At 58.7% G+C, this 17,844-nt stretch carries 16 protein-coding genes and 1 pseudogene; 10 read left to right on the forward strand and 7 right to left on the reverse strand.

The genetic code is table 11. The features are described from left to right. Window positions 1-137: 137 nt before the first annotated feature. From kdpE to kdpF, 6 genes and pseudogenes are all read right to left on the reverse strand, one after another. Complete coding sequence (gene kdpE / locus ETG88_RS20275; RefSeq protein ID WP_100777193.1) at window positions 138-815, reverse strand: two-component system response regulator KdpE; 678 nt, start codon at window positions 813-815, stop codon at window positions 138-140. Continuing rightward, window positions 812-3,498, reverse strand: a pseudogene (gene kdpD, locus ETG88_RS20280) (two-component system sensor histidine kinase KdpD). The gene kdpE and the pseudogene kdpD overlap by 4 nt, the downstream one beginning before the upstream one ends. Then, the gene (gene kdpC, locus ETG88_RS20285; RefSeq protein ID WP_129036283.1) at window positions 3,499-4,074 is read right to left on the reverse strand and encodes a potassium-transporting ATPase subunit KdpC; all 576 of its coding nucleotides are present in this window, start codon (window positions 4,072-4,074) and stop codon (window positions 3,499-3,501) included. It lies immediately after the preceding pseudogene. Window positions 4,075-4,086: 12 nt separating this feature from the next. Beyond that, on the reverse strand, window positions 4,087-6,135 hold the full coding sequence (kdpB, locus tag ETG88_RS20290; protein ID WP_100777190.1) for a potassium-transporting ATPase subunit KdpB: 2,049 nt from the start codon (window positions 6,133-6,135) through the stop codon (window positions 4,087-4,089). A gap of 19 nt (window positions 6,136-6,154) precedes the next feature. Beyond that, a complete protein-coding gene (gene kdpA, locus ETG88_RS20295) occupies window positions 6,155-7,834 on the reverse strand; it encodes a potassium-transporting ATPase subunit KdpA (RefSeq protein ID WP_107704029.1) in 1,680 nt (559 codons plus the stop codon). Then, window positions 7,834-7,923: a K(+)-transporting ATPase subunit F gene (gene kdpF / locus ETG88_RS20300; RefSeq protein WP_003858638.1), complete on the reverse strand. Its 90-nt coding sequence runs from the start codon at window positions 7,921-7,923 to the stop codon at window positions 7,834-7,836. The genes kdpA and kdpF overlap by 1 nt, the downstream gene beginning before the upstream one ends. A gap of 308 nt (window positions 7,924-8,231) precedes the next feature. Here kdpF and ETG88_RS20305 point away from each other — a divergent pair, with 308 nt between their 5' ends. The 10 genes from ETG88_RS20305 (at window position 8,232) to nei (ending at window position 16,369) form a co-directional block, all read left to right on the forward strand. Further along, on the forward strand, window positions 8,232-8,438 hold the full coding sequence (locus tag ETG88_RS20305; RefSeq protein ID WP_095281257.1) for a YbfA family protein: 207 nt from the start codon (window positions 8,232-8,234) through the stop codon (window positions 8,436-8,438). A 219-nt stretch (window positions 8,439-8,657) separates the two neighbouring features. Continuing rightward, entirely contained in the window at window positions 8,658-10,070 is a 1,413-nt protein-coding gene (gene phrB, locus ETG88_RS20310) for a deoxyribodipyrimidine photo-lyase (protein ID WP_129036284.1), read from the forward strand. Window positions 10,071-10,080: 10 nt separating this feature from the next. Continuing rightward, a complete protein-coding gene (locus ETG88_RS20315) occupies window positions 10,081-10,824 on the forward strand; it encodes a type 2 GTP cyclohydrolase I (protein ID WP_100777187.1) in 744 nt (247 codons plus the stop codon). 14 nt (window positions 10,825-10,838) lie between these two features. After that, a complete protein-coding gene (pxpB, locus tag ETG88_RS20320; RefSeq protein WP_107704027.1) occupies window positions 10,839-11,495 on the forward strand; it encodes a 5-oxoprolinase subunit PxpB in 657 nt (218 codons plus the stop codon). After that, the gene (pxpC, locus tag ETG88_RS20325) at window positions 11,489-12,421 is read left to right on the forward strand and encodes a 5-oxoprolinase subunit PxpC (RefSeq protein ID WP_100777185.1); all 933 of its coding nucleotides are present in this window, start codon (window positions 11,489-11,491) and stop codon (window positions 12,419-12,421) included. Before pxpB ends, pxpC begins: the two co-directional genes overlap by 7 nt. Further along, entirely contained in the window at window positions 12,411-13,145 is a 735-nt protein-coding gene (gene pxpA / locus ETG88_RS20330) for a 5-oxoprolinase subunit PxpA (protein WP_129036292.1), read from the forward strand. The genes pxpC and pxpA overlap by 11 nt, the downstream gene beginning before the upstream one ends. Before the next feature lie 51 nt (window positions 13,146-13,196). After that, the gene (locus ETG88_RS20335; protein ID WP_129036285.1) at window positions 13,197-13,916 is read left to right on the forward strand and encodes a DUF969 domain-containing protein; all 720 of its coding nucleotides are present in this window, start codon (window positions 13,197-13,199) and stop codon (window positions 13,914-13,916) included. Further along, a complete protein-coding gene (locus tag ETG88_RS20340; RefSeq protein WP_100777182.1) occupies window positions 13,913-14,908 on the forward strand; it encodes a DUF979 domain-containing protein in 996 nt (331 codons plus the stop codon). The genes ETG88_RS20335 and ETG88_RS20340 overlap by 4 nt, the downstream gene beginning before the upstream one ends. A 9-nt stretch (window positions 14,909-14,917) precedes the next feature. Continuing rightward, entirely contained in the window at window positions 14,918-15,562 is a 645-nt protein-coding gene (gene pcp / locus ETG88_RS20345; RefSeq protein WP_129036286.1) for a pyroglutamyl-peptidase I, read from the forward strand. 15 nt (window positions 15,563-15,577) lie between these two features. Continuing rightward, window positions 15,578-16,369 carry an endonuclease VIII gene (gene nei / locus ETG88_RS20350; protein WP_129036287.1) on the forward strand — a complete coding sequence of 264 codons (792 nt, stop codon included), beginning with the start codon at window positions 15,578-15,580 and terminating at the stop codon, window positions 16,367-16,369. 99 nt (window positions 16,370-16,468) lie between these two features. On the opposite strand, the gene ETG88_RS20355 is transcribed toward nei, so the two are convergent. Next, the gene (locus ETG88_RS20355; protein ID WP_102104149.1) at window positions 16,469-17,755 is read right to left on the reverse strand and encodes a citrate synthase; all 1,287 of its coding nucleotides are present in this window, start codon (window positions 17,753-17,755) and stop codon (window positions 16,469-16,471) included. Window positions 17,756-17,844 lie beyond the last annotated feature (89 nt).

Below are 17,844 nucleotides of genomic sequence, written 5' to 3' on the forward strand. Positions count from 1 at the left end.
TGTATTACTAATGTTAATACAATGTATTCATGGTGTTTTTATTTAATTTAAAGAGGGCGGGAATAGGTGTTTTCGTAATAATTAAAAACGCAGAAATATGTTGTACTAATTTAATTGAGTTAATTCTGAATAGTTATTCAAAGCATAAACCGATAACCGATACCGGTTTCAGTTAATAAATGGCGGGGGCGTGCGGGGTCAGCCTCAAGTTTTTGACGAAGGTGGCCCATATATATGCGTAAATAATGACTATGCTCAACGGCGTTCGGTCCCCAGACCTGATTAAGCAGCTGGCGCTGGGTCAGTACTTTGCCGTGATTGTTAAGCAGCACGGCCAGCAGGCGAAACTCAATCGGGGTGAGGTGAATCTCTTGGGTACCGCGCAGAATTCGACGGGCAGGCAGATCGACCTGGATATCTGAAAAGGTAAACACCGGATCGGACGGCGTCGTCGCACTGTGGCGGCGCAGCGCCACGCGCAGGCGAGCCTGAAGTTCACCAATACCAAAAGGTTTGCTGAGATAGTCATCGGCCCCGGCGTCCAGCGCCGCAATTTTATCCGTCTCTTCGGCGCGGGCAGAGAGCACAATGATGGGCATTTGGCTCCACTGGCGCACTTCGCGAATAAAATCGAGACCGTCGCCGTCGGGGAGGCCTAAATCGAGGATCACCAGGTCGGGTTTGCGGGTGGCCGCTTCGATAAGTCCGCGCTGTAATGTCCCGGCGTCATACACGCGCAAGCCGTCTCCCTCCAGCGCAGCGCGCAGGAAACGGCTAATGGCGAGTTCGTCTTCAACAATCAGGACGTTAATCACAAATCCTCGGGTAATTCATTCATTTCTGGCGGGACATCCAGCGGAAGTGTAACACAAAAACAGGCTCCTCCTTCCGGTCGGTTGTGGGCGGTAATGGTTCCGCCGTGCACATCGACAATCGCCTGACAGATGGCCAGCCCCAGCCCGACACCGGGAATGGCCGACTCTTTATTCCCGCGCGCAAACTTCTCAAAAATCGCGCTTTCCTGACCGGACGGAATGCCCGGCCCGTCGTCCCACACTTCAAGGCGCAGTGCCTGATGCGCGACGCCCGCCGTTAAACCAATTTCCGCTTTTGCGCCCGCGTATTTCGCCGCATTCTCCAGCAGATTAATCAGCACCCGCTCAAACAGCGGCCCGTCGACGTGGATCAGCGTGAGCGGTTCAGGCATGTCGAGGGTGATATGGCGACCGCCCAGCCCTGGCTCCAGCATTTGTAACGCGCTGCCGACCACCTCTTCCAGCGTCAGCCACTCTTTTTTAAGGTTAAACCCACCGGACTGAATACGCGCCATATCGAGCAAATTATTCACCAGCCGGGTGGTGTTCAGCACGTGCTGGCGGATCTCGCTAGCCTGCAGAGCGTGAGGGGAATTCTCCGCCGCCAGGTCGAGGGTCAGGATCTCCGACTGGCCAAACAGCACCGTTAGCGGCGTGCGCAGATCGTGGGAGAGCGCCGCCAGCAGGGAGTTGCGAATACTTTCGCGCTCGCTCGCCAGCCGCGCCTGCTCTTCGCTGGTGGTCAGGGCCAGACGCTCCAGCGCGCTGGCAACCAGCAGGGTAAAGGTTTCCAGCAGACGCTGCTGTTCCGGGATCATCAGCTGTCGCAGATTCGACGGCTCAACAATCACCAGCCCCAGGGTTTTGTCGGCGTGCGCAGGGGGAGAATCAGATAGGGCACGCCGGGCAGCGTATCGGTTCCGGCACCGGCGGGCAGCCCTTTGTCAAAACTCCAGCGGGCGATGGCTTCATTCCACGGCGTCATGCCGTTGGCCGAGGTGAGCGGGCGCAGTTTTCCGTGTTCGTCCGGGAGCAAAATCAGGCTGCTGGCCTGGAATGTGGAGCGAATAAACTGCTCGCTGGTCTGGACGATATCCAGCGGCGTGCGCCCGACGGCCAGCGATTTCGACATCTCATACAGATGGCGCGTGCGCTGTTCGCGGTAGCGGGCGATACGCGCCTGATAGCGCACGCCCGCAGTGAGATTACCAATCACCAGCCCGACGGTCAGCATCACGGCAAACGTCAGAATGTACTGCACATCCGACACCGCCAGCGTGCCGCGCGGGGCGATGAAGAAGAGGTCAAAGCTGGCGACGTTAATGATCGTCGCCAGTACCGACGGCCAGCGCCCGTAGAGCAAAGCCACCACCACCACACCCAGCAGATAGACCATTACCAGGTTGGCGGCGTCAAAGGCAATCAGCCATTGGCTTGCGACAATGGTGATCAGGGCGCAAAGCACCGTCGCCACCAGGCAGCCTCTGAGCTGGATGCGCCATTTATCGCCAAAGCTGCGGGCGTCAGGCGTGCGGCTGGGGAGGGGGGCTGGTTTTTCGTCGAGCGCGACAATCACCAGATCCAGATCCGGCGCGCGTTTCGCCAGTTTGTCAGCGAAAGATTCGCGGCTGAACCAGCGGCGATGCTGACGACGCCCGATGACGATTTTGCCGAGATTATGTTCCCTGGCGTAGCGCAGGATAGCTTTATCTTCTGCCGGATCGGACAGGGTAGCGGTCTCCGCGCCTAACTCCTGGGCGAGGCGCAGGGCGCTGAGGATAGCGCGCCGCTGGTTTTCCGGCAGGGCGTGCAGGTGTGGGGTTTCGACGTAAACTGCATGCCAGGCGCTGCCAAATTTTGCCGCCAGCCGCGCGGCGGTGCGCACCAGTTTCTCGTTGCCGCCGCTGTGCCCGATGCAGAGCAAAATGGCGTCGCGGGTATGCCAGACGCGGTCCTGCCCCTGTCGGTCGCGCCAGGCGCGCATCTGATCGTCCACCCGATCGGCGGTGCGTCGCAGCGCCAGTTCGCGCAGGGCAATCAGGTTCCCTTTACGGAAAAAGTGCTCGATAGCGCGTTCGGCCTGCCCGGCGATATAGACTTTGCCCTCGTTCAGGCGCTGGCGCAGATCGTCCGGGGGGAGATCGACCAGCACCACTTCATCGGCGGAATCAAAAAAGGGATCGGGGACGGTTTCACGCACCTGAATGCCGGTGACGCCGCTGACCACGTCGTTCAGGCTTTCCAGATGCTGCACGTTAACGGTGGTAAAGACGTCGATACCCGCTTCCAGCAGCTCTTCGACATCCTGCCAGCGTTTGGGGTGACGCGAGCCTGGCGCATTACTGTGCGCCAGTTCGTCCATCAGAATTAATGCCGGACGGCGGGCGAGGGCGGCGTCGAGATCAAACTCGGAGACCAGACGGCTGCGATGGCTGATGCGACGCGCCGGCTGCGTCGCCAGCCCCTCCAGCAGCGCCGCCGTCTCTTTGCGCCCGTGGGTTTCCACCACGCCGATGAGAATATCCAGCCCCTGCGCCCGCAAACGCTGCGCTTCGGTTAGCATGGCGTAGGTTTTCCCGACGCCCGCACAGGCGCCGAAAAACACTTTTAATTTGCCGCGATGCGCTTCAGCGGTCTGCTCAAGCAGCCGATCCGGATTCGGGCGCAGGGGCTCGTCGGTCATTTAGTTTTTCCTTAGCGCGTCCAGCGCCAGATTCAGCTCAACAATATTCACGACCGGCATGCCGATAAAGCTGACCAGCGGTTTTTGCGTGTGTTCAGCAACCAGTTTGTTGACCTGGTCAGTGGTCAGCCCGCGCGCGGCGGCCACGCGCGGGATTTGCCACGTCACAGCGGCGGGCGTCAGGCTATAATCCAGCCCGCTGGACGAAGCGGTGACCAGTTCAACGGGCACCGTCGGGTTCGCCTGCGGGTTAGCCGCGCGCAGGGCGCTGACGCGTTCACTCACGGCTTTATCCAGTTCAGGATTACTTCCTGCCAGGTTGCTGCCACCCGATGCCATTGGATTATACGGGGTTTCAGCGGTGGCGGAAGGACGCCCCTGAAAGTAACGGGCATCGGTAAAGTTCTGCCCGATCAGGCGCGAACCGCGGCTCTCACCGTTTTGCATAATCAGCGAGCCGTTGGCCTGATCCTTAAACCACCACTGGCCCAGCGCGGTGGTCACCAGCGGGTAAAGCCCACCGGTAATCAGCGACAGCAGAATAAACAGAAGTATAGCGGGACGTAACATAGTCATTTGATTTCTCTCTTAAACCAGCCCGAACAGGGTCAGTAACAGGTCGATAATTTTGATCCCGATAAAGGGCACCACTAATCCACCAAGACCATAAATCCACAGGTTGCGGCGCAGCATCGCGGCTGCCGTCAGCGGTTTATAGCTCACCCCTTTCAGCGCCAGCGGGATCAGGAAAACAATGATCAGGGCGTTGAAGATCACGGCGCTGAGAATCGCCGACGCGGGCGAGTGCAGATGCATCACGTTCAGCGCGTTAAGCTGCGGATAGGTGGCAGCAAACGCGGCCGGGATAATGGCGAAATATTTCGCCACATCGTTGGCGATACTGAAGGTGGTGAGCGACCCGCGCGTCATCAGCATCTGTTTACCGATATGGACCACCTCGATAAGTTTGGTCGGGTTAGAGTCCAGATCGACCATGTTCCCCGCTTCTTTTGCCGCCTGGGTGCCGGAGTTCATCGCCACCGCAACGTCAGCCTGCGCCAGTGCCGGGGCATCGTTGGTGCCGTCGCCGGTCATCGCCACCAGACGGCCTTCCGCCTGGTACTGGCGGATCAGCGCCAGCTTCGCTTCCGGCGTCGCTTCGGAGAGGAAATCGTCCACCCCCGCTTCGGCGGCAATGGCGGCAGCGGTAAGACGGTTATCCCCGGTGATCATCACCGTTTTGATCCCCATTTTGCGCAGCTGGGCAAAGCGTTCTTTGATGCCGCCTTTGACGATATCTTTCAGGGCGATCACCCCCAGCACGTTAGCCCCTTCAGCGACCACCAGCGGGGTGGCACCCTGACGCGCCACGCTTTCCACCAGCTGATCGACCTGCGGAGGGAAGTGGCCGTTATTGGCTTCGATGTGGCGACGAATGGCGTCCACGGAACCTTTACGGATCATGCGATCCTGAATGTTAATCCCGCTCATCCGCGTTTGCGCCGTGAAGGGCACAAAAGTGGCGTGCAGGCTCTGCACATCGCGCTGGCGCAGATTGAAGCGCTGTTTAGCCAGAATCACGATGCTGCGGCCTTCCGGCGTTTCATCCGCCAGCGAGGAGAGTTGCGCCGCATCGGCCAGCGTTTTCTCATCGACACCCGGCGCAGGCAGGAAGTCCGACGCCTGACGGTTGCCGAGAGTAATGGTCCCGGTTTTATCCAGCAGCAGCACGTCCACGTCGCCCGCCGCTTCGACCGCGCGGCCGCTGGTGGCGATCACGTTCGCGCCGAGCATCCGGCTCATCCCGGCCACGCCGATGGCCGACAGCAGACCGCCGATGGTGGTCGGGATCAGGCAGACCAGCAGGGCCACCAGCACCGTGACGCTTACCGCCGTGCCGCCGTAAGCGGAGAACGGCCACAGGGTGGCGGTCGCCAGCAGGAAGACGATGGTCAGGGCTACCAGCAGAATGGTGAGCGCGATTTCATTTGGCGTTTTGCGACGCTGCGCGCCTTCGACCATGGCGATCATCCGGTCGAGGAAGGTTTCGCCCGGATTGACGCTGCACTGGATCACCAGCCAGTCAGAGAGAATGCGCGTCCCGCCCGTGACCGAGGCAAAATCGCCGCCGGACTCACGGATCACCGGCGCGGACTCCCCGGTGATGGCGCTTTCGTCCACTGACGCGCCGCCTTCGATCACCTCCCCGTCGCAGGGGATAATATCGCCCGCTTCTACCAGCACCACGTCGCCTTTGCGCAGTTCATCGGCCGGGACGTGATCCATCTGTGCGCCATATTTCGGCTCACGCAATTTGCGGGCAAACGCGGTCTTTTTGACCCCTTTCAGGCTGTTGGCCTGCGCTTTGCTACGGCCTTCCGCCAGCGCTTCGGCAAAGTTGGCGAACAGCACTGTAAACCACAGCCACAGGCTGATGGCCCCGGTAAACAGGGCGTCGCCCGTCAGGTGTCCGGTGCTCATGGCGATGGCAAGCGCGGTGGTGACCACGCTGCCAATCCAGACGATAAACATCACCGGGTTGTGCCACTGCACCCGCGGGCTGAGTTTTTTCACCGCATCCATCAACGCCTGGCGAACCAGTGTCGGTTCTAAGAGGGCCAGTTGTTTACGACTCATGACTGATATCTCCGCTCTGTTAGCGTAAAGAAAGATGTTCCGCGACCGGGCCTAACGCGAGGGCGGGGATAAAGGTCAGGGCACCGACCAGCAGGATGGTGCCAATCAGCAGGCCAATAAACAGCGCGCCGTGTGTCGGGAGCGTACCGGTTGAGGTGGGCTGAATCTTTTTACTCACCAGCGATCCGGCGATAGCCAGTACCGGCACGATCACCCCAAAGCGGCCCACGAACATGCAGAACGCCAGCAGGCAGTTCCAGAACGGAGAGTTGGCGCTTAACCCGGCAAAGGCGCTGCCGTTGTTGTTGGCCGCAGACGACACGGCGTAGAGCACTTCGCTAAAGCCGTGGATGCCTGGGTTGAAAATGCCGCTGCGCCCGGCCTCGGTCATTAGGGCCAGCGCGGTGCCCATCAGCACCAGCGCAGGGGTTACCAGGATGGCGAGGGCGGTCAGTTTCATTTCGCGCACGTCGATTTTTTTACCCAGATACTCCGGCGTGCGGCCAATCATCAGCCCGGCGATAAACACCGCCAGCAGAACGAACAGCAGCATGCCGTACAGACCGGCACCGACGCCGCCGAAGACCACTTCGCCAATCTGCATCAGCCACAGAGGGATCATCCCGCCGAGGGCCGTGAAGGAGTCATGCATCCCGTTGACGGCGCCGCAGGAGGCGGCCGTTGTCACCACCGCGTACAGGCTGGTGGCGAGGATGCCGAAGCGGCTCTCTTTGCCTTCCATATTGATACTGCTGTCAGCGCCCAGCTGCAGGAAATGGCTGTTGCCGTGCCACTCCGCCCACATCACCAGCGCCGCGCAGACCACAAAGATAATCGACATCGCCCACAGCAATGTCCGGCCCTGACGGCGGTCATTTACCACATCACCAAAGGCGAAACAGAGCGCGGCGGGGATCAGGAAGATCGCCAGCATCTGCACGATGTTGGTCAGCGCGGTCGGGTTCTCGAACGGATGCGAGGAGTTGGCGTTAAAGAAACCCCCGCCGTTGGTGCCCAGCATTTTGATCGCTTCCTGCGATGCCACTGGCCCCATCGGCAGCATCTGTTTCACGCCTTCAAGAGAGGTGTAAGACGAGTAGGGCAGCAGGTTTTGCAGGGTGCCTTGCTGAATAAAGAACAGGGCGATCAGCAGAGCAATCGGCAGCAGTAGCCACAGGGTAATGCGCGTGAGATCGACCCAGGCGTTGCCCAGGGTGCTGATTTTCTGGCGGGCGAAGGCGCGGATAAGGGCGAAGATCACCGCAATGCCGCTGGCGGCAGAGAGGAAGTTCTGCACCGTTAGCCCCACCATCTGGCTGAAATAGCTGAGGGTGGTTTCACCGGCATACGACTGCCAGTTGGTGTTACTGACAAAGCTGACGGCAGTATTGAGCGCCAGATGCCACGACAGGCCCGGCAGCTGCTGCGGGTTCAGTGGCAGAATACCTTGCAGCATCAGCATTGCGAACAGCACCACCAGCCCGACGATATTCAGCAGCACAATGGCGATAAGATACTGCCGCCAGTTCATCTCCTGGGTGTTGATCCCAAGTACGCGCCAGATCCCGTTTTCGACGCCCCCAATCACCGGCAGCGCGCCGCCGTTAATCATCCGCGCCAGCCAGCTTCCCAGCGGCCTTGCAAGCAGGAAAAGCACCAGCAGGAAGCTGGCGATCAGTAAAAATGCCTGGGCCACCATCAGAACGCCTCCGCATTAATCAGGGCATAAATCAAATAGCCCAACAACAGGAACACCAGCACGATGCCAGCAATCAGACCTGCACTCACAATTCACCTCCGGGTGACTTTTGTCGTTGTGCAAAAGGTAGGATTTATGGCGCAAAGATTTCGCAAAAATCAGCGGGGTGGGTGTAAAAAAAGTATAAAAATGGCAAGACCCTGATTTAACTAATGGTAAGTATCTTGTTAACTTTTATGTAACTTAATTACAGGTGGAGTGTAAATATTCACTAAACGGATGAAAATAAGTGGTCGGATGAGTAGTAAAATTACAAACAAAGCGGTACTATTTTAGCCAGATAACCACTTTTGAAATTTCCGGATAACGTTTCCGGCCAGCTATAGGGGAGAAAATCATGGACCTGTATAAAGAGTTTCCAGCACATGTTGTCTTTTTACGTCGCACCTTCGCCGTAGTGGCCGGGATTGTGGCGCTGCCAGTGATGTTGTTCTGGAAAGACCGTGCACGTTTTTATAGCTATCTGCACCGCGTCTGGGCGAAAACCAGCGAGAAACCGGTATGGATGGACCAGGCCGAAAAAGCGACCTGCGATTTTTACTAACAAATAGCCACACAGCAATGTCGAACCGCCACAGCGATGTGGCGGTTTTTTTGTGTCTGTCGCTTTCCGCTCGCCCGCCGGGCAAAGGTTACACTTGCTCCTGTAACATAACTTAAACATTATAGAGTCAGATATCCCACGTTTAGGGATAGACGACGCGGTTTCGGCCTGCGGTCAGAAACGCTACGCTTAGGTTATGGACAATTATTCAGGAGTGTTATGACCACGCATCTGGTCTGGTTTCGCGCGGATCTGCGCCTTCATGACAATATCGCGCTCGCGGCCGCCTGCCGCTCTCAAGACGCCCGCGTGCTGGCCCTGTTTATCGCCACGCCCGAACAGTGGCGTGAGCACGGCATGGCTCCGCGACAGGCGGCATACCTGCGTGCGCATCTCAATGCCCTGCAGCAGGGGCTGGCGGAGAAGGGCATTCCACTGATTTATGAGGAAGTGAGCGACTTTGCCGCGCAGATCGACAAAGTGCAGCAGATCTGCGACGCGCACAACGTCACCCATCTTTTTTACAACTATCAGTACGAATTCAACGAGCAGCAGCGCGACCGACAGCTTGAAAACCGGCTTACTACGGTTGTGTGCCAGGGCTTTGACGACAGCGTGATGTTAGCGCCGGGCAGCGTCATGACCGGCAATCACGAGATGTATAAAGTCTTCACCCCGTTCAAAAATGCCTACCTGAAACGCCTGAAAGAGGGGCTACCGGAGTGCGTCGCCGCGCCAGCGGCCCGAGGAGAGGCGCTGACCGTTTCTGCGGAGATCAACGTTGACTACCCTCAGCGCGATTTCGACCCGGACCACTTCCCACCGACCGAAAAGGCCGCGATTGCGCAGCTGCGCCAGTTCTGCAAACAGCAGGCCGCTGAGTATGAAGAACAGCGCGATTTTCCCGCCATCGAAGGCACCAGCCGTTTATCCGCCTGTCTGGCGTTGGGCGTGCTCTCCCCGCGACAGTGTTTGCACCGCCTGCTGGCCGAACAGCCGCAGGCCCTCGACGGCGGGCCGGGGGCGGTATGGCTTAACGAGCTGATCTGGCGCGAATTCTACCGCCATCTGATGACGTATCATCCTGATTTATGTAAACATCGTCCCTTCATCCGCTGGACGGACAAGGTGCAGTGGCAACAGGATGACGCCCAGTTACAGGCGTGGCAAAACGGGCAGACGGGCTATCCGATAGTCGATGCGGCCATGCGTCAGCTAAACGAAACGGGGTGGATGCATAACCGCCTGCGGATGATCGTTGCCAGCTTCCTGGTGAAAGACCTGCTGATCGACTGGCGCGCCGGAGAGCGATATTTTATTTCTCAGCTGATCGACGGCGATCTGGCGGCCAATAACGGCGGCTGGCAGTGGGCGGCGTCAACCGGAACGGATGCCGCTCCCTATTTTCGTATTTTTAACCCGACAACCCAGGGACAACGATTTGACGCTACCGGCGAGTTTATCCGCCAGTGGCTACCTGAACTGACCGACGTGCCGGGAAAATCGATCCATGAACCCTGGGTGTGGGCGGATAAAACGGGTGAAACCCTCGATTATCCGCGCCCGATTGTTGACCATAAACAGGCGCGAGTCGCCACACTGGCGGCCTATGAAGCCGCCCGCAAAGCGTAAGAGAGTAATGATGAAAAACAGCGAACTGGAAACCTTAATCAATGAAAAGCTGAACAGCGCCAGCTTCAGCGACTACGGCCCTAACGGCCTGCAGGTGGAAGGGCGTGAAACGGTGCAAAAGATTGTCACCGGCGTCACGGCGAGCCAGGCCCTGCTGGATGAAGCGGTGCGCCTGCAAGCGGATGCGGTGATCGTGCATCACGGCTATTTCTGGAAAAACGAAGCACCGATTATTCGCGGTATGAAGCGCAACCGCCTTAAAACGCTGCTGGCGAACGACATCAATCTGTACGGCTGGCACTTGCCGCTGGATGCGCATCCGGAGCTGGGCAATAACGTTCAGCTCGCTCAGCTGCTCGGCATCACCGTGATGGGTGAAATCGAAGAGCTGCTGCCGTGGGGTGAGCTGTCCATGCCGGTTCCTGGCCTGGAACTTGCTTCCTGGATTGAGGCGCGTCTGGGCCGCCGTCCACTGTGGAGCGGTGATACCGGCCCGGATCTGGTGAAGCGCGTGGCGTGGTGTACGGGCGGCGGCCAGGGCTTTATCGACAATGCGGCGCGCTTTGGCGTCGACGCTTTTATTACCGGTGAAGTGTCCGAGCAGACCATTCACTCTGCCCGCGAGCAGGGGCTGCATTTCTACGCGGCAGGGCACCATGCCACCGAGCGCGGCGGCATCCGCGCCCTGAGCGAATGGCTGACGGAAAATACCGATCTCGACGTGACCTTTATCGATATTCCTAATCCTGCCTGATGAGAGGTGCGTAAGTGCAGCGAGCGCGTTGTTATTTATTAGGCGAAACGGCAGTGGTACTGGAGTTAGAGCCTCCGGTCACGATGACGACGCAAAAAAGGATCTGGCGCTTAACCCAGCGGCTGGGCGAAATCCCTGAAGTGGTCGAGGCCATACCAGGGATGAATAACATTACCGTGGTGCTGCGCAATCCGCAGTCGGTGGCGCTGGACGCCATCGAGCGGTTGCAGCGCTGGTGGGAGGAGAGCGAGGCGCTGGAGCCGGAGTCGCGATTTATCGAGATCCCGGTGGTGTATGGCAACGCGGCTGGCCCGGATCTGGGCGATGTGGCGCGTCATGCGGGGCTGACGGAAAAGCAGGTCGTCGAGCTGCATGCCTCGGTGGACTACGTGGTGTGGTTCTTAGGGTTCCAGCCGGGTTTCCCGTATCTCGGCGGATTGCCAGAGCCGCTCCACACGCCACGCCGGGGCGAGCCGCGTCTGATGGTCCCGGCCGGTTCCGTGGGAATTGGCGGATCGCAGACCGGGGTTTATCCGCTCGCCTCGCCGGGGGGCTGGCAGCTTATCGGCCATACCTCCCAGGCGCTGTTTGATGCTAAACGCGAAGAGCCGGTGCTGTTGCGACCGGGCGATACCGTGCGGTTCGTGCCGCAGAAGGAGGGGGTATGTTGAAGGTGATTCGCGCGGGGTTATACACCTCGGTACAGGACGGCGGGCGCACCGGGCTGCGCCAGTCCGGGGTCAGCTACTGCGGCGCGCTGGACAAACCGGCGTTGCAGATCGCCAACCTGCTGGTGGGCAACGATCCGAATGCCGCAGCGCTGGAGATCACCCTTGGGCAGTGCAGCTTTGAATTTGAACGCGACGGCTGGTTTGCCCTGACGGGCGCGGGCTGTGACGCGACGCTTGACGGCGCGGCGGTGTGGACCGGCTGGCGGCTGCAGGTGAAAGCGGGGCAGCGTCTGACGCTTCATCGCCCGACTCACGGCATGCGCAGCTATCTGGCGGTCGGCGGCGGGATTGACGTACCGGAAGTGATGAACTCGTTCAGCACCGATCTCAAAACGGGTATTGGCGGCTTTGAAGGACGCCTGCTGAAGGATGGCGATAACCTGCCGCTGGGCAGCGAATCACGTCAGTTTACCGACGCGCAGGGGGTGAAACAGCTCCTGTGGAGTAACCGCATTCGCGCCCTGCCGGGGCCGGAGTACCATGAGTTTGACCAGGCCTCGCAGGATGCCTTCTGGCGACTGCCGTGGCGGCTCAGCCCGCAGAGTAACCGTATGGGCTACCGTTTGCAGGGCCAACAGCTGGCGCGTACCACCGATCGTGAAATGGTCTCCCACGGCCTGCTGCCGGGAGTTGTCCAGGTGCCACACAACGGCCAGCCGATTGTGCTGATGAATGATGCCCAGACCACCGGCGGTTATCCGCGTATCGCCTGCATCATCGAAGCCGATATGTACCATCTGGCGCAAATCCCGCTCGGACAGCCGATCCACTTTGTGCCCTGTACGCTGGAAGAGGCCCTCGACGCGCGCCGTGTGCAGCGGCAATTCATCGAACAACTGGCATGGAGGTTGAATGATCGTCGTTGATTTAAATGCGGATCTGGGTGAAGGCTGCGGGAGCGATGCCGAGCTACTGACGCTGGTGTCGTCGGCCAATATTGCCTGTGGCTTTCACGCCGGGGATGCGCAGACCATGCGCGAAAGCGTGCGAGGCGCGTTACAAAACGGCGTGGCGATAGGTGCCCACCCGAGCTTTCCCGATCGGGAGAACTTCGGGCGCACGGCCATGAATCTGCCGCCAGAAACGGTTTACGTCCAAATGCTGTACCAGATTGGTGCGCTGGCGGCGATTGCCCGCGCCGAAGGGGGGCAACTGCGTCACGTGAAACCTCACGGGATGCTCTACAACCAGGCGGCGAAAGACGCGCAGCTGGCTGACGCCATCGCCCGCGCGGTGCATGCGGTGGACGGCAATCTGATTCTGGTCGGGCTGGCGGGGAGCGAACTGATCCGCGCCGGTGAGCGTTACAGCCTGGTCACACGCGAAGAGGTGTTTGCCGATCGCGGCTATCGGGCCGACGGCAGCCTGGTGCCGCGCAGCGAGCCGGGGGCGCTGATTGCCGATGAAGAGCAGGCGCTGGCGCAAACTCTGGACATGGTGCAGCAGGGGCGGGTGAAAAGTACGAGCGGTGAATGGGCCTCTGTGCGCGCGCAGACGGTGTGCCTGCACGGAGACGGCGAACACGCGCTGGCGTTTGCCCGTCGCTTGCGCGCAGAATTTGAGTTAAATAATATAAAAATCAGTGCCTAAAGCACAAAACGCAAACACAACAAAACGCTATACAACAACAGGAAGGACAACATGGCAGAGACGCTTTCGCTCTGGCCACTCATCGGTATTGTGGTGATCGTGGTCGGGTTTATCTTACGTTTTAATCCGGTGCTGGTGGTGATTGTCGCCGGGATTGTCACCGGTGTGGCGGCGAATATGCCGGTCGCAACTATCCTCGAAAAGCTGGGCGAAGGGTTCCTGAATACCCGTAACCTGCCTTATATCCTGCTGATCCCGCTAGCCGTTATTGGCCTGCTGGAACGCCACGGGTTGAAAGAGCGCGCGCAGGCGTGGATTGCCAAAATCCACAGCGCCACCGCGGGGCGACTGCTGATTGTCTATCTGTTTGTGCGTGAAGCGACGGCGGCGATGGGGCTGACCAGCCTGGGCGGCCATCCGCAAATGGTGCGACCGCTGCTGGCTCCGATGGCAGAGGGTGCTGCGGAGAAAAAATACGGCGAACTGCCGGGCGCGGTGCGCTATCGCCTGAGGGCGATGTCGGCGGCGACGGACAACGTCGGGCTGTTCTTCGGTGAAGATATCTTTGTCGCTTTCGGGGCGATCATCTTTATGCATAACTTTATGCTGGAGTCCGGCGGAATTCAGACCGAGCCGCTGCACATTGCGCTGTGGGGCATTCCGACGGCAGTCTGCGCCTTTATTATCCACGCCACCCGCCTGTGGCGACTGGACAAGCATCTTGAGCGCGAGCTGGCGAAAACCGCGCACACGCAGGGAGATGCCTCATGAATTTCCAGCAAAGTTATCTCTACTGGCTGGCAGGGCTGATCCTGCTGATCGTCGCCGTGATGTCGTTTCGCGATAAAGCGAACCCGCGTCGCATCACTACCGGTCTGTTCTGGGGCGTGTACGGCCTGATATTCCTGCTCGGTGACTGGACGTATCAGCTGGTGGGCGATAAGCGCACCGTGCATATTGCGGTCGGTCTGGCGGTGGTTGGGCTGGCGCTGATCGCCGGTTTTGGCGGGGTGCGTCTGGGCAGCTATCACCAGCGTAAACCCGAAGAGCGGGAGGCCAGCGCGAAGCGGCTCGGCAACCGTCTGTTCTATCCGGCGTTAGCCATTCCTGTGGTGACGGTGGTGGGCGTGCTGATGTTCAACCATGTGCCAGGATTGCAGGAAAATTTGTTCGGACCGGGTAACCATTCGACGCTGGTGACGCTTTTCTCGATGACCGCCGGGTCGCTGATTGGCCTCGCAATGGCGGTCAAAATGACGCACGAAAAAGTGCATCAGCCGTTGCAGGAGGCGCGCCGTCTGCTGGATTCCATCGGCTGGGCGTTTATCCTGCCGCAGATTCTGGCGACGCTGGGCCTGCTCTTTACCGCCGCTGGCGTGGGTGATGGCATCTCCTGGCTGACGAAAAGCTACCTGGCGGTGGACAGCCGCTTTATCGCCGTGGCGGTGTACACGATCGGCATGGCGCTGCTCACGATGGTGATGGGCAATGCGTTTGCGGCGTTCCCGATCGTGACGGCGGGGATCGGCATCCCGATCCTGGTGCTGCAGCATGGCGGTAACCCGGCGGTGATGGCGGCGATTGGCATGTTCTCCGGCTACTGCGGAACGCTGATGACGCCAATGGCGGCGAACTTCAACATCGTGCCGGCCGCACTGCTGGAGCTGCCGGATAAAAATGCGGTAATCAAAGCGCAGGTGCCGACCGGCGTGCTGCTGCTCATTGCCAACGTGTTCCTGTTGTACTTCCTGATGTTCCTGTAAGGAGAGACGATGCGTAACGTATTAGTCACCGGTTTTGAGCCGTTCGGCGGCGAGACCGTTAACCCTTCGTGGGAAGTGGTCAGGCAGCTTGAGGGGAGTATTATCGACAGCTGCCGCGTAGTGACACGCCAGCTGCCCTGCGTTTTTGGTGAGTCGTTAAGCGTGCTGAATGCGGCTATCGATGAACTTGAACCTGCGGTGGTGATCGCGGTCGGACAGGCGGGCGGTCGTGTGGATGTGACCGTCGAGCGCGTCGCCATTAACGTGGACGACGCCAGGATTGCCGATAACCACGGCCAGCAGCCGATTGATGTGGCGATCGTCCCGGATGGTCCCGCGGCGTGGTTCAGTTCGCTGCCGATCAAAGCGATGGTGGCGGCGATGCGCGAGAAGGGGATTCCCGCCTCCGTTTCGCAGACGGCGGGCACCTTCGTCTGCAACCACGTCATGTACGGGCTGCTGCATAAAATCAGTGGAAAAACCGCTGTGAAGGGTGGATTTATCCATATTCCGTACCTGCCTGAACAGGCGGCAGCCCATCCGGGCGCACCGAGTATGGCGGCGCACACGGTGAAAGCGGCGCTGATCGTGGCGGTCGAAGTGGCCCTGCGCCAGGCGTCTGACGTGAAAATCGTGGGCGGCGCGACGCACTAAACAAAGGAAGATAAGATGCCAGAAGGTCCGGAGATCCGCCGCGCGGCGGATAGCCTGGAGGCGGCGATAAAGGGCAAACCGCTGACCGATGCGTGGTTTGCTTTCCCTCAGTTAAAACCGTATGAAACGCAGTTGATCGGGCAAACCGTGACGCACATCGAGACGCGCGGCAAAGCGTTGCTGACCCATTTCAGCCATAACCTGACGTTATATAGCCACAACCAGCTTTATGGCGTCTGGCGAGTGATCAATGTGGGTGAGCAACCGCAAACTAATCGTGTCTTGCGCGTCAGATTGCAGACGGCGGAGAAGGCTATTTTGCTCTACAGCGCGTCGGATATCGAGATGTTAACGCCGGAGCAACTGATCACTCACCCGTTCCTGCAACGGGTCGGGCCGGACGTGCTGGATATGCGCCTGACGGCAGAAACTGTGAAAGCGCGGCTGTTGTCGCCTGCCTTTCGCAACCGACAATTTTCCGGGCTGCTGCTCGATCAGGCGTTTCTCGCCGGGCTAGGTAACTATCTGCGCGTTGAAATTCTGTGGGAAGTGGGGCTGGCAGGTCAGCGAAAAGTGTCGCAGCTCAATGAGAGGCAGCTCGATGCGCTGTCTCATGCCTTGCTGGAGATCCCGCGCCTTTCCTACAACACGCGCGGCGTGGTGGATGATAAAAAACATCATGGGGCGTTGTTCCGCTTCAAGGTGTTTCATCGGGAAGGAAAGCCGTGCGAGCGGTGCGGCGGGGCGATTGAAAGAACAATGTTGTCGTCACGACCGTTTTACTGGTGCCCGGCGTGCCAGCAATAAAAACAAAACGGTAACCCGAAGGTTACCGTTTTTGGTATTAGCGTCCTCTCCAGTGTGAAGAAGATTAAGGTGCGGGCAGCAGGCCGCACCTCATCGCGCTTATTTTGTTTTCACATCAGACTTAAAATCACGCTGGTCGTAGCCGGTATACAGCTGACGCGGACGCGCAATTTTCATGCCTTCGCTGTGCATTTCGTTCCAGTGTGCAATCCAGCCGACGGTACGTGCCATCGCGAAGATCACGGTAAACATGGAAGACGGAATGCCCATCGCTTTCAGAATAATGCCAGAGTAGAAATCGACGTTCGGGTACAGTTTCTTCTCGATGAAGTACGGGTCGTTCAGCGCGATATGTTCCAGCTCCATCGCCACTTCCAGCAGATCATCTTTGGTGCCCAGCTCTTTCAGCACTTCGTGGCAGGTTTCACGCATCACGGTGGCGCGCGGGTCATAGTTTTTGTAAACACGGTGACCGAAGCCCATCAGGCGGAAGGAGTCGTTCTTATCTTTCGCACGACGCACGAACTCTGGAATGTGCTCAACGGAGCTGATCTCTTCCAGCATCTTCAGTGCCGCTTCGTTAGCACCACCGTGCGCCGGTCCCCACAGGGAGGCGATACCGGCAGCGATACAGGCGAATGGGTTCGCGCCTGAAGAGCCTGCGGTACGGACGGTAGAGGTCGATGCGTTCTGTTCATGATCGGCGTGCAGGATCAGAATACGGTCCATGGCGCGCTCAAGCACCGGGTTAACCTCGTAGGTTTCGCACGGTGTGGAGAACATCATGTTCAGGAAGTTGCCTGAATAGGAGAGGTCGTTACGCGGGTAAACAAAGGGCTGGCCGATGGAGTATTTGTAACACATCGCCGCCATGGTTGGCATTTTGGACAGCAGACGGAACGCCGCGATATCGCGATGGCGTGGGTTATTCACGTCCAGAGAGTCGTGGTAGAACGCGGCCAGTGCGCCGGTAATCCCGCACATGACCGCCATCGGATGTGAATCACGACGGAATGCATGGAACAGACGGGTAATCTGCTCATGGATCATGGTGTGGCGGGTAACGGTGGTTCTGAACTCATCGTATTGTTCCTGCGTCGGTTTTTCGCCGTTCAGCAGGATATAGCACACTTCCAGATAGTTGGATTCGGTGGCTAACTGATCGATGGGGAAACCGCGGTGGAGCAGGATACCTTCGTCACCGTCGATGTAGGTGATTTTGGATTCGCAAGATGCGGTAGAGGTGAAACCAGGGTCAAAGGTGAATACTCCTTTGGAACCCAGTGTACGGATATCAATAACATCCTGACCGAGCGTGCCTTTTAGCACATCCAGTTCAATAGCAGTGTCACCGTTTAGGGTGAGCTTTGCCTTTGTATCAGCCATTTACGGTCTCCTTAGCGCCTTATGCTTAAGACCACGTTTTTACCAACTTGCTTTCAGCTGTTTATCACATCGTTACCGGTTTGTTATTT

The organism is Lelliottia nimipressuralis (assembly GCF_004115925.1).
GTDB lineage: Bacteria > Pseudomonadota > Gammaproteobacteria > Enterobacterales > Enterobacteriaceae > Enterobacter > Enterobacter nimipressuralis.